This is a genomic window from Loktanella gaetbuli, assembly GCF_020531945.1.
In the GTDB taxonomy this organism is placed as follows: Bacteria; Pseudomonadota; Alphaproteobacteria; order Rhodobacterales; family Rhodobacteraceae; genus Loktanella; species Loktanella gaetbuli.
The window spans coordinates 11,810-24,513 of sequence record NZ_JAJATZ010000010.1 but is presented as its reverse complement, the minus strand read 5'-3'; the positions used below and the strand labels follow the sequence as shown (position 1 = coordinate 24,513).

At 64.1% G+C, this 12,704-nt stretch carries 10 protein-coding genes; 4 read left to right on the top strand and 6 right to left on the bottom strand.

Annotated elements, in window-relative coordinates; genetic code table 11:
* Positions 1 to 6: 6 nt before the first annotated feature.
* The 6 genes from LGQ03_RS15520 to LGQ03_RS15495 are packed head-to-tail and all read right to left on the bottom strand — an operon-like array spanning position 7 to position 5,379.
* A complete protein-coding gene (locus LGQ03_RS15520) occupies positions 7 to 882 on the bottom strand; it encodes a glycosyltransferase family 2 protein (protein WP_226749127.1) in 876 nt (291 codons plus the stop codon).
* Positions 875 to 1,846 (bottom strand): hypothetical protein, encoded by a 972-nt coding sequence (locus LGQ03_RS15515; protein WP_226749126.1) that lies wholly within the window; start codon positions 1,844 to 1,846, stop codon positions 875 to 877. Before LGQ03_RS15515 ends, LGQ03_RS15520 begins: the two co-directional genes overlap by 8 nt.
* Positions 1,843 to 2,475, bottom strand: a complete 633-nt coding sequence (locus LGQ03_RS16730; RefSeq protein WP_319004506.1) for an acyltransferase — start codon at positions 2,473 to 2,475, stop codon at positions 1,843 to 1,845. Before LGQ03_RS16730 ends, LGQ03_RS15515 begins: the two co-directional genes overlap by 4 nt.
* Positions 2,472 to 3,278 carry a sulfotransferase domain-containing protein gene (locus tag LGQ03_RS15505; protein ID WP_226749125.1) on the bottom strand — a complete coding sequence of 269 codons (807 nt, stop codon included), beginning with the start codon at positions 3,276 to 3,278 and terminating at the stop codon, positions 2,472 to 2,474. The genes LGQ03_RS16730 and LGQ03_RS15505 overlap by 4 nt, the downstream gene beginning before the upstream one ends.
* Positions 3,279 to 3,286: 8 nt before the next feature.
* The gene (locus LGQ03_RS15500) at positions 3,287 to 4,534 is read right to left on the bottom strand and encodes an ABC transporter ATP-binding protein (RefSeq protein WP_226749124.1); all 1,248 of its coding nucleotides are present in this window, start codon (positions 4,532 to 4,534) and stop codon (positions 3,287 to 3,289) included.
* A complete protein-coding gene (locus tag LGQ03_RS15495; protein ID WP_226749123.1) occupies positions 4,534 to 5,379 on the bottom strand; it encodes an ABC transporter permease in 846 nt (281 codons plus the stop codon). The genes LGQ03_RS15500 and LGQ03_RS15495 overlap by 1 nt, the downstream gene beginning before the upstream one ends.
* A gap of 221 nt (positions 5,380 to 5,600) precedes the next feature.
* On the opposite strand from LGQ03_RS15495, the gene LGQ03_RS15490 reads away from it, so the two are divergent.
* The 4 genes from LGQ03_RS15490 to LGQ03_RS15475 all read left to right on the top strand — a co-directional run bounded on the left by LGQ03_RS15490 (position 5,601) and on the right by LGQ03_RS15475 (position 12,526).
* Positions 5,601 to 6,578, top strand: a complete 978-nt coding sequence (locus LGQ03_RS15490; protein WP_226749122.1) for a glycosyltransferase family 10 domain-containing protein — start codon at positions 5,601 to 5,603, stop codon at positions 6,576 to 6,578.
* A gap of 82 nt (positions 6,579 to 6,660) precedes the next feature.
* Positions 6,661 to 7,632 (top strand): UDP-glucuronic acid decarboxylase family protein, encoded by a 972-nt coding sequence (locus tag LGQ03_RS15485; RefSeq protein ID WP_226749121.1) that lies wholly within the window; start codon positions 6,661 to 6,663, stop codon positions 7,630 to 7,632.
* Positions 7,633 to 7,869: 237 nt separating this feature from the next.
* Complete coding sequence (locus tag LGQ03_RS15480; RefSeq protein ID WP_226749120.1) at positions 7,870 to 11,463, top strand: glycosyltransferase; 3,594 nt, start codon at positions 7,870 to 7,872, stop codon at positions 11,461 to 11,463.
* The gene (locus LGQ03_RS15475) at positions 11,453 to 12,526 is read left to right on the top strand and encodes a hypothetical protein (protein ID WP_226749119.1); all 1,074 of its coding nucleotides are present in this window, start codon (positions 11,453 to 11,455) and stop codon (positions 12,524 to 12,526) included. The genes LGQ03_RS15480 and LGQ03_RS15475 overlap by 11 nt, the downstream gene beginning before the upstream one ends.
* Positions 12,527 to 12,704: the final 178 nt, after the last annotated feature.

Sequence of the window (12,704 nt, the reverse complement as noted above, 5' to 3'; positions counted from 1 at the left end):
CGCATGTCAGCCGCGCCCGATCAGGCGGCGCAGGGCCTGTTTGACGCGCGAACCTGCGCGAAAGAACCGGGGGAAATCGGCCTTGTAGTTGCGGCGCAGCCTGGTTTCCCAGACCTGTTTTTGCCAGGGAAAGGTATTGTCCTCGACATCCGGCGGCAGCACGGCGGTGAAGACCTCGTCCCAGTCGGGGCCGTAGAGGCGGCGCAGCTCTTTCGCGGCGAAATTGCGCGCGCGGCGCTGGTATTCATGGCGCGACAGCGGCACGACCTGACCGTAGGTGCTGCCACCCGGCGCATGATAGAGTGTCGCCACATCCGAATAGGCCAGAAACCAGCCCGCGCGATAGACGTTATAGGCGAATTCGGTCCCGGCCCCCTGGGAATAGTGGAACCGCGGGCTGCAATAGCCGACCTCGCGATAGGCATCCCCCCGCAGCAGCATCGCCAACCCGTGGATCGTCGAGGCCTTGTGCCACTGGCGTCCCGGTTTGGGGAAACAGCCCTGATAATCGTCGGCCTCGGGCTCTCCCGGGCCGATCGCGGCCATCGCGGGGTCGGTCTGCATGGCCTCCCACAACAGCCGCAGCGTGTCCTGCCCGGGGGCAAAGACGATATCGTTGCACACGAACCAGTAGTAATCCCAGGCGGGCCGGTCCGCATGGGCAAAGGCCAACCCCTGATTGAACGCGAAATAGCGCCCCCGGTAGGTCGGGTCGTGGAAACTGTGGGTGGCATGGCGCGACCGGCCCTGCGGGCTGCTGCCGGCCTCGACCACATAGAGCCCCACATCCAGCCCGGCCCCCATGTCGCGGACCTGTGCGACGACGGCGTCGGTCAGGTCGGGGCGGTCACGGTTGATGACGATGATGGCGACACTATCCATGGGCGGGATCCTCGAACTGGTCGGACAGATGCAGACAGGGCCAATACAGCGGGTCCTCAATCCGCAGCGCGCCCACGGGCGGCGGGGCGGGGGTTCTGTCCAGTGCCGGCAGGCCCGCCAGACGGCGTAGCAGGGCCGCGGCATTGGCCCATCCGGCAGCGGGCGACAGCGCACCGCCCGGAATATGCAGCAGGCGGTCGTCCAGCCTGGCGGCTTGCATCACGGTGGCGGTCACGGCGGAATCGTCCACCAACAGGTCATAGCCCGCCCCGTCCCACAGCGGGGCCAGCGCCCAGGGCGTCTTGGCCGCCAGCGACAGGGGCCGTGCGGCATGGGCCGGGGCCGCAGCGGACCACAGCGGGTCCGCGTCGTCGGGGGCGGTGGTCAGGCGATGGGCCAGATCCTCGGCCGTCATGACTCGGGGGCCCACCAGCGCGCGCAGGGCAGGCAGGCGGTCCAGCAGCAGATCGACACGGGTGCGCGCGCTGGCCGTGGCCAGACCCAGGACCGCACCACGGGTCTGCAACCAGCCCAGCACCGACAGCATCGGCAGGTCCGGAGCGACCACGATACGCGGCGCGGTCAGGGCCGGGTGATGGCGGCGGTCCACCGCGTCATAGCGCGGCCGCCCGCGCAGCAGATGCACCCGCCCGCGCCATGACACCTGCATCCGGTCATAGCGCCAGCCCGGCACGATGGCAGGATCACCATAGCCGCCCCGATCCCAGAGCGCGGGACAGGTCTGGCTGCCGTGCAGCAGCGTGTCATCCAGATCCAGCGCGATCCGCAGACCGCCAGGCAGGCTGTGCCCTGCAAGGACCTGTCCGGCCCAGTGATCGACCGCATCCGGGTCCGCCAGCGGCACATCCAGCGCAGTGCGATCCAGCAGCGCAGGCGGCGGCGCGATCGCACCCGCCGGGCGCAATGCGGCCAGCGCAGGGATGATATCGGGGGCGGTGGTCATTGCCACTGGACCTCCGTGCGCAGCACCCGGGCCGGCACACCGCCGACCAGGCTGCGCGGTGCCACATCGCGGGTGACGACAGCGCCCGCCGCGACAACAGCCCCGTCACCGATGGTCACCCCCTTGAGAATCATCGCACGCTGCCCGATCCAGACATCATCCCCGATCATCACAGGCGCTGTCGCAGGGCCGCCCACCGCCAGACCGTGATTGTCGGAATCGCGGATCACCACGTCAGGTCCGATGGCGACCCGATCACCGATACGGATATCCGCAAAACAATCGATGGTGCCGCGATAATTCATGTAGCCCGACCCCAGCGTCAGCCGCGCACCCGGTGCCAGCGCGCAAACGAACCCCGTATGCAGCCGAAACCGCCCCGTCACCGTGATCGCAGCCCCGGAGTCGAGCTTGAGCACGCAGGGCAGGGCCGCGAAATGCGGCCAGCGCGCGCCCAGATGCAGCAGACCGTCCGACAGGGTGATGCGGGCGTCAGAGGCGGCTGCGGCCCGCACACCGGCCTCGACCATCAGCCGACCGGGTCCGGTGACACGCACCCGCTGTCGCAACACAAGGCCCCGCACGGCGCCCACCAGTTGCCCGCGCCGTGCACGCAAGGATGCGATCATCCTGTCCCCTCCTGCGGATCGGTGCTGAGCGGGTAGCCCAACAGCTTCAGTTCAGGGGCAGAGAGGGCCTCGAACAGCCTGATCTCGTCTGGGGTCATGCGGTCGCGCCAGCCACCGACCGCGCCGGTTTGCAGGGTATGGGCCTTGCGCGGGTCGTCGCTGGTGGCCCGCGCGCGTTGCCGGTCCAGATCGGTCAATGCGATGATCCGGGCGATGCGGTCATCGCTCACGGATTTGCCCAGAAAATCCGCCACGCGGCGGATCTGGGCTGCGGGATCGCGGCGCAGATCCTCGTAGCGCAGCATCAGGAACCGGTCGGGATAGCGGCGCTGATAGGCCAGCGCCTGCCGGACATGATCATGCCACAGGCCAAAGGGCCGTCCGGCCCGGTCCGCGATATAGGTCAGCCGGTCGCCGATATAGCTGCCGACCCTGTCCTGGTAGGCATGGTTCGACAGGGTCGCATCGCGCCCGTCGCGCACGTTGTAGATCACGCGCGGAAACAGATCAAAGGCAGGATCATGGTTTTTCAGCACCCGCGGGGTGGTCGGGCTGTGGTCCGCCTCGCGGCTGCGCGGCACCAGCCTGTCGATCACATCCAGATCCACGTCATCCAGTGTCGGGTCCAGCACAAAGGCCACGATCATCCGGGTCCAAGTGTTACCCGAGCGTGGAAAGGAACATAGGTAAACATCGCTGGCGCGGCTGTCGGTCTGGCGCAATAACCGCGCGCGCTGGCCCGGTCGCAGCACGCTGAGTGAAATGCCGTGACCAAAGAGCCATGATTTCAAACTGCGCGCCATCGCCGGTCTCAGGTCCAGCTATGGTCGATGATCACCGGCCCGACCTGGGTGTTGCCGCTGAGGGTGCCGGTGCCCAGGTAATCGCCCTGTTCGACATCGAGTGCGGCGGCGTTGGCCAGATGATGCAGTCGGTTGCCATCCAAAAGCATGTTCAGGTTCAGCGTATAGCGGCCCGCCGCCAGCGGCAGACGGTCGAGGTGGATACGGACCTCTCCGGTCGGGGTGCTGGCGTAGGTTTTGCCGAAATCGTCCGACGCCAGCTGTGTCAGCCGGTTGCCATAGGCATCCAGCACCCCGATCCGGAAACTGAGCGATTTCACCCGTCCGGGGTCGGTGCGGTAACCCAGCACGATATCGCAGGGGCCGCCGCAGACGGCACCGCGCAGCTGGTTGGCCGGGCTTTCGATGCGCAGGCTGGTAAAGGCGGCCCCGTCGCGCCCGCTGTCGGTGATCGCGCTGGAATTGCCGTCATGGTCGCCTGCGTAACGGGTCAGCACCTCGTCGATGGTGCCGGTCATGGTCAGGCGGCCCTTTTGCAGCAGGATTCCGGTCTTGCACAGGTTGCGCAGCGACCCCTGGTTGTGGCTGACGATCAGCACCGTTCGTCCCTCTTGTGACACCTGTTCCATCTTGCCCAGGGATTTGCGCTGGAACGCGGCATCGCCCACGGCCAGCACCTCGTCCACCACCAGGATTTCGGGTTCCAGGTGGGCCGCCACCGAAAAGGCCAGCCGGACGGACATGCCGCTGGAATAGCGTTTGACGGGGGTATCGAGGAATTTTTCGACGCCGGAGAAATCGACGATCTCGTCCAGCTTGGCGCGGATTTCGGCCCGGCTCATGCCCAGGATCGCCCCGTTGAGAAAGATATTCTCGCGGCCCGTCAGTTCGGGATGAAACCCGGTCCCGACCTCGAGCAGACTGGCCATGCGCCCGGTAATGCGCGCCTGCCCCTCGGTTGGTTCGGTGATCCGCGACAAGACCTTGAGCAGGGTCGATTTGCCCGCGCCGTTGGCACCCACGACGCCGACGATATCGCCGCGTTTGACGTCGAATTCCAGATCACGCAGCGCCCAGAATTCCTCGACGCTGTCGCCCGCCAGCAGCTGTTCGCCGCGCAGGGTGCGGCCGAGGTTGCGCCGCAGGCTGGCGGCGGTCTGGGCCAGCCCCTCGCGCAGGGTGGTCGCGCGCTGGGTGTCGTGGCCGATCAGGTAACGCTTGCCCAGGCCGCGCACGGAAATCATCGTGTCCGTCATCAGATATAATCCGCAAAGCTGCGTTCCGTGCGCCGAAAGGCGCGCAGGCCGAGGAACATCAGGCCCGCCGTCACACCCAGCCCCAGCATGAAACCAGGCCAGTAGATCACAGCCTCGCCACCCAGGATGCACCAGCGGAACCCGTCGATCACCGACACCGCCGGGTTCAGACTGTAAAGAAGGCGCCATTGATCCGGCACCACGTCGCTGGAAAAGCCCACGGGCGAGACATAAAGGCCCAGTTGCACGACGAAAGGCACGATGAACCGGAAATCCCGGTAACGCACGTTGAGCGACGCCAGATAGAGCGCGGGCCCGAAGGCCACGGCCACCGCATAGACCACGAAAATCGGCAGGAACACGATGTGCCAGCTGGGCGGATACCAGAAAATCAGCATCAGGATCAGCAGCACGCAGAACGAAATCACGAAATCCACCAGCGACACGATCGAACTGGCCGCCGGTGTGATCAGGCGCGGATAGTAGATCTTGCTGATCATGTTGGCGCTGCCCACTAGGCTCTGCGAGGCATCGCCCAAGATCGTGGACATCAGAAACCAGGGCAGCATGCCTGCATAGACCATGATCGGGTAGGGGGCATCACCCACGCTGGGCAGGTTCGCGATCCGGCCAAAGATGAAGGTGAACACGATCATCGCCATGACCGGGCGCACCACGGCCCAGGCCGCCCCCAGTGCGCTTTGCTTGTAGCGCACGGCGATGTCGCGCCAGGCCAGCACAAAGAACAATTCGCGGTAGGACCAGATATCGCGCCAGTAGTGGCTGTCCGTCCGCCCGTTTTCCAAGACGATCTGCCGCAAGGCCGGGGTCGAGGTCTCTGTCATGTCCAAATCGGTTCTTTCAGCGGGCGACACCCTGCGGGGCCAGCCTGCGCGGGCGTAAATGCAATGTCGGACCTGGTCCGTGTCAACGGGTGCACAGCTATCCCGAAAAGACCCGGATAGAAAAGAGCCACCATTGCAATTCCACGGGCGAAGGGCACTCTTGGGGCGGACGTTGCCTGTCGGCAACCTGCATGCCGCATCAGCCGCCGTCGGGGCCCACCATGAAGATCGCCTATCTGCTGCCGGACAATGCGCTGAAATTCGTGCGATACTTCCAGCCCTACCTGACGCCCTCGGGGCAGCCGCGCTGGCGGGATGCCGAATTCGTGGTGAACCCCGATGGCGGGCATTTCGACGGGGTCGTGGTCCACCAGAGCGTCAGCGCGCTCAGCCGCAGCTATCGGCTTACCTGCCCGCCCGGCCGGACGCTGATCTGCCTCAAAGAACCGCCCGACATCACCTTTCTGCCGCGCGGCTACCTGGCGCAATTCGCGTCCGTGATCTGCCATGACACGCGGGTGCGCCATCCGGGACGCAGGCTGGAGCCAGGTGCCCATCACTGGTTCGTCGAGGTGCCCCATGACGACATCGAACCCACCGGGTTCACCGACAAGCAGCGGCTGATCTCGGCCGTGGTGTCGGCCAAGACCGATACGCCCGGCCACCGGCAACGCCTGGCGCTGATGCACCGGCTCAAGGCGCATTTCGGCGACCGGCTGGACTGGTGGGGGCGCGGCATCAACGATCTGACCGCCCCCAAGATCACCGCCCTGCGCGATCACAAGTATCACATCTGTCTCGAAAACGGGGCCTGGCCCGGCTATTGGACCGAAAAGATCATCGACGCCTATGTGGCCAATTGCGTGCCGGTCTACTGGGGGGCACCCGATATCGGGCGCTCTTTTGACCCGGCCACGATCCTGGGCATCGACATTGCGGACCCCCAGGGCTGCATCGACCGGATCGAGACCGCCATCGCAAATGACATGTATGCCCGCGTCCAGGAAGGGCTGGCCCGCGCCCGGCGGCAGATCCTGACCACATATCACCCCTATCAGATCTACACCGACCGGCTGGCGGCACTGCCCGCCACGCCCGCGCGCGAGATCACGATCGCCCCTCAGACCGATTTCGCCTACGCACCGCAGGACCGGATCGCGCACCGGATCTGGCGCTGGCGCAACCGCCACCGCATCTGAGCGCATCCTGCGCTGTGCAAGTCACACGCCTGTGATTATAGAGACGCCGACACCGATTATTTTGACGCAAAAGGATTTCCGCATGGCCCGCCTTTATGACAGCCGCAAACGCATTCTGGTCACCGGTGGTGCCGGTTTCGTAGGCTCGCACCTGATCGACCGCCTGCTGGAACAGGGCCACGAGATCATCTGCGTCGACAACCTGTTCACCGGCACCAAGCGCAACGTCGATCACCTGCACAACCATGCCCGGTTCGAGCTGATCCGCCATGACGTGACCCTGCCGCTGTATGTCGAGGTCGACGAGATCTACAACCTCGCCTGTCCGGCGTCGCCCGTGCATTACCAGCACGATCCGGTGCAGACGACGAAAACATCCGTGCATGGTGCCATCAACATGCTGGGCCTGGCGAAACGCCTGAAATGCAAAATCTTTCAGGCCTCCACGTCAGAGGTCTATGGCGACCCGTCGGTGCATCCGCAGCCAGAGGGTTATTGGGGCAACGTCAACCCCATCGGCATCCGGTCCTGCTATGACGAGGGCAAACGCTGCGCCGAGACGCTGTTTTTCGATTATCACCGCCAGCACGGTCTGGACATCAAGGTGGCGCGAATCTTCAACACCTACGGGCCGCGGATGCACCACGCCGACGGGCGGGTGGTGTCGAATTTCATCGTTCAGGCGCTCTTGGGCCAGCCGATCACAATCTATGGCGACGGCCAGCAGACGCGGTCGTTCTGCTATGTGGACGATCTGGTCGAAGGCTTCATCCGCCTGATGGACACCGGCCCGGACGTGACCGGACCGATGAATCTGGGCAATCCGGGCGAATTCACCATGCTGGAACTGGCCGAACAGGTGCTGGCGCTGACCGGGTCGAAATCCAAACTGGAATTCATGGACCTGCCGCAGGACGACCCCAAGCAGCGCCGCCCCGACATCACACTGGCCAAGACGACGCTGGACTGGGACCCCGAGGTCAAACTGACCGAAGGCCTGCGCCGCACCGTCGATTATTTCAAGACACGCCTGCCTGAACTGCAGGTCGTCTGACCCGGACAGCATGGCGCGGATCCCGGCAGGCCCGGGCCGCGTCCTTGCAGGCGTAAATAATCTGTTAATGATGATTATGTCATATATGGCCTCCCTTAAGGCCATTTTCCGGCCCACGCGCGCAGCGTGAGTTTCATACTAGCGTCATGCCAGCGTTACATGCGTCTGCACAACAATGCTGAGGGTCTTGCGGATCGGTCGTTGCCGCAGCCCTGAATGACATTGTGCGGGACTGACATGATTGCGCCGTTCTCAGTAGGGTCGAAACCGTATCGTGCGTTCCGCAACCGTCTTGGGTGCGGCGCGCCGGATCATGACGGCGACTTTCGCGATCAGCTGATGGCGCGGGCGCAGATGCCGCACCGGATCGGATTCCGTCAGGCCAATCTCGACACCGGGTTTTCCGCGAACCTCGCACGGTTGTTCCCGCAACTGATCGCAGTGGACGCGCCACAGATCGACGGCGATACCCCGGTTCTGATGTATGGCGCGCTGATGCCCGATCCGCAGAAATCACATGCCAGCACCACCGCATTGATGCCACATGTGAAGCCCGACGATCCCGTCACCTATTTCGAGATGGGGTTCCTCGCATCCACCACAAGCTGGGCCGAGGCGCTGGCGTCACGCGATCCCGCACAGGCCTGTCTAGGATATGTTTTCGACGACCGCGCCCAATATTACATGTCGGATTACGAAACCCGGCTGGACGCGAAACTGAACGGCGATTTCACGCTGTCCCCGCAAGATCGCGACCGGGCTGAGGCTGCCATGCGCCGGATCGTCGCCGACCGGATATCCAAGTATAACTCGCAGCCATTCTACCGCCCCGTGGTATCGCCTGAGTTTGCGCGGCGCGTGCTGGTGGTGGACCAGAATTTCTCGGATGCATCGACGTTCTACGGACGCGCAGACCACCGGACATTCAAGGCGATGCTGCGCGCCGCCATCGCGGAAAACCCCGATGCAGAGATCCTGGTCAAGACGCATCCGGACCTTGCCTGGTCCAGGGACGGCACGCGGCGCGGGTATTTCGACCACATGACATCGCAGGGGCGGGTGCGGATCATCCGTGACGCGGTCAACCCGTTCGAACTGTTCGATCTGGTGGACACGGTCTACGTCGGCACCAGCGGCATGGGACTGGAAGCCTTGCTCGCGGGCAAGCGCGTCGTGTGTTTCGGCGCACCTTGCTATGCAGGCTGGGGTCTGACCGACGACCGCGGGACCGTGCCCCATCGCCACCGCAGCCGCGATCTGGCGGAATTTTTCCACGCCTTCTACATCTGGTATACGGTCTATCATCTGCCGGATGGCCCCGTGCCTGCCCGGATCGAGGACGTGCTCGACTATATCGTCACCCATCGACCTGTCCGGCCCATTCCACAGATCGCCCCGGCACAGCCCACCCTGTCCATCGTCATTCCGGTGCACGGGGTCGAATCCTACATCGCAGAGTGCCTGACCTCGATCCAGAAACAGACATTTCAGGACTTTGAGGTCATCGCCATCGACGACGTCAGTCCCGACAGATCGGCCGCCGTGGTGCAGGCCTATGCGGATCGGGACCCGCGTTTCCGTTTGGTGACGCGCAGAGAAAATGCAGGCCCCGGCTTTGTGCGCAATCAGGGCATCGACCTCGCGCGGGGACGCTATGTGCTGTTCATCGATCCTGATGACTACATGCCTGATCCTCACCATCTGGACCGGATCATCGCGATGGCAGAGGCTGACGGCGTGGACATGGTCCGGTTCCGCAAGGTCCACGAACAGATCGAGGATGCCGATGGTGCGGTTGTCCGGATGCGTCCCGATCCCACAGAGGCATTCTTTGCAGCAGAGGTGCAGGACACCACGCCCGCCGACCATCCGCAGATCGCGCATTCGCGCCATTTCTGGAACTGGCTCTATCGCCGCGACTTTCTGAACGACAAGGCCATTCGGTTCAAAACGGCCTACCGCGAGGAACGCGCCTTTCTGATGCAGGCCTATCTGGCCAATCCGCGCCTGTCGGTCTGCGACAGCGACGGAGTCGTTTACCGGATCAGGCCCGGGTCTGCGGTGCGCCGCAAACAGACGATGTCCGACGTCAGAGACCAGCTCGACAACTTTGATCATGTGGTCAGCTTGCTTGATGACCAGCACGCATTCGAACCGACATCGCCCCATTGGTGGCTGGCGCGGTTTCAGGTGTCCCAGTTCCTGCACTACCTGTTTTTCGGCTTTGCCTGGAAAACTGCGACAGAAGAGGGCGAAACCGATGCCTTCATGACACGGCTGGCAACGACGCTGCAACGCACCGCACTCTGGCCGGACGATGTGATCGGCGACCCGGACTCCATGGCCGCGCGGCACTTTCGCTGCGGGGCTTACGGGCTGCTGCTGGCGGCGACCATGGCGCAGCGCGCCGACCTGATTGCGCTGGCACGCACCCTGCGCCCGGTCCCGGCCGATACGCTTTATGACATCTACCTGCATGCGCCGCAGACGCCGACCGAACACCGATTGCAGGCCGCACTCAATACCTATGCGCGCAACGAACGTGTCACGCAGGCCGGCGCGCGGGCTGCGGCCCCCGCGCGCCCGATCCGTCTGATCATCCACATCGGTGCCACGAAAACCGGCAGCACCGCCCTGCAGCACCTGATGGACGACAACCGCCCGGCCCTGCTGCGCGCCGGCATCTGGTATCCGGAAACAGGATTGCTGCGCCAGATCGACCGCCCCAGCAAACAGGCCGGACACGCCCGGTTCATGGCAGAGGCCCGGCGCGGGGGCACGGCCCTGCGGCGACATATCCTCTCGGGTCTGGCCGCGATGGGGGACCGCATCCACACTGTCATACTCTCGTCCGAGGCGTTTTTCCTGGAACCGGATTCAACAGCGCTGGCCAGGCATTTTCCGGATTTCGACGTCGAGATGATCGTCTACCTGCGCCGTCAGGACGAATGGGCCAACGCCCAATACGCCGAATTCGTCGCGGGCGGTGCCATCAGCCGCGAGGCGTTGCCCTTTGCGGACTGGTTGTCGAAACCGGCCACGCAAACCTTGCTGGATTATGACGGTCTGCTCCGTCGCTGGAAGGCCTGCCTGCCGCAATCCGCACTGCATGTCCGGCGCTATGACCGGTCGGACGGCCGCGACTGGGATATCATCACAGATTTCACCGACACCCTGAACCTGCCCGTGATCGGCGACCTGCCACGCCCCGCCGCAGACCGTGGCAATGCCGCCAGCCTGTCGGCCTGTCACGTCGAACTCATCCGGCACTACAATTTGCGGGAATACGACACCACCAACGCCTATCTGGGCTTTGTCGGTGCCCTGACGGATCGTCTGCTGGACTGGCGCCGCGCGCGCGACCTGCCCATGACGAAACCCTGGTTTCTGACCGACACCCTGTCGGACCGGATCATGGCACAAGCGGCAAAGGGCAATGCGCGGATTGCGCAGGAACATTTCGACCGGTCCGGTGGCGATGCTTTTCCGCCGCGCGCGGCCCCGCCCCCCGACAGCACCCTTTATCTGGCCGAATGCAACATCGCAGAAGCCACCTATCAGGAACTGGCGATCCGCAGGACGACACGTCCGGGCATGGTGAATTACGGCCCCCTGGCCTGGCGGCGCTGGACCTTTGTGCCGCTGATGACCGCTGGTTACGCGATGCGCGGCAAACGCATTCTGGCCCGTCGGTTCTGGACCGATCCCGCGGGTTTCGCGCTCACGCATTGGGCCGGACGCAGACCGGGACTGATGAAAATGACCTTTGCCCACCTTCGGACGGATTATGCGCCACACACCCCACACACAGGTGCGATACATGCCAGATAAACCCAATACGCGCCGCCCCATCACGCTCGAAGTGCCAGAGGCCTGGTTGATGAACCCCGGCGACGGGGCGCAGCACCGGATGTTCTATGCGGGTCTTTTGTCGGCACTGGCGGAAATGAACGTGACCATCGATCCGGTCTGGCTGCCGCGCGGTGCCGAACGGGCGCCGCGGCGCGGGACGAACGACAATTTCGTCATCAGCTTTCATTCGCACGGGTCCGACGGCTATCTGATGCGCTGCAAGGAATCCTATATCCCGATGTATTTCACCATGGATGCCATGGGATACTCGTGCTTTTCGGAACTGTCGCGCCATCCCGAACGGTTCCTGCCCGCCATTGCGCGGATCGACACGACCCGTGCCAAGGATTTCGTGGACGGGATCGCGCAGGATCTGCGGACCAACAACCTGTCAAAATATCCGCAACCCGACAGCGTGGCACAGGACCGGACGGGCTATGTCTTTGTGCCGTTGCAACTGGAATGGGATTCGGTTGCCAAGGGGACCTGGATCGACCCGCTTGCTGCGCTGGAACGGACCATTCATGCGGCCAGGAACACGGGCCGGCATACGATCGTCAAACGCCATCCCCTGTGCCGCAGCCCCAAGATCGCCGCCACCCTGGACCGGCTGGCGGCCGATCCCGATGTCACCGTGTCCACCGCATCGGTCAACAGCCTGATCGCGGGGGCGGATCTGGTGGTCGGTGCAAATTCGGGTGTCCTGTTCGAGGCACTGCTGCAGGGACGCGACGTCGTCAGCTTTGCCGCATCGGATTTCGGACTGGCGACCCATCAGGTGCGCAGTCTGGCGCATCTGGAAAAGGCGATTGCCGCCCCGGCCCCGCCCGACATGGCATGGCGATATCGGTTTTTGTCCTGGTATCTGCGCGATTACTGCGTGCAGGCCGACAACGTGGCCGCGATCAGGCGCAAGATACAGGCCTTTGTGACGCGCCCACGACAAGCCGACGCGGCAGTCCTGCAACGCAGGTATGTCGGACAGGGCAATCTGTATTTCTATTCCGTCTTTGACCGGATCAAGCGCCGCATCTTCTCTTGATTGGCCCGATGGTCACGATTCGCTTGGCCCGGATCGAGCGGCGCAGTCCCGAGTCTTGTTGCTGAATAGCACCCGGCAGACCGCATCCTGACCGCCCTTGGGCCGTGTGCATGCCGCAGCGCAGCACCGGGATGGCGCGCGAATCTGGTGCTGTGGGACCCTGCCCTGATTGCGCCTT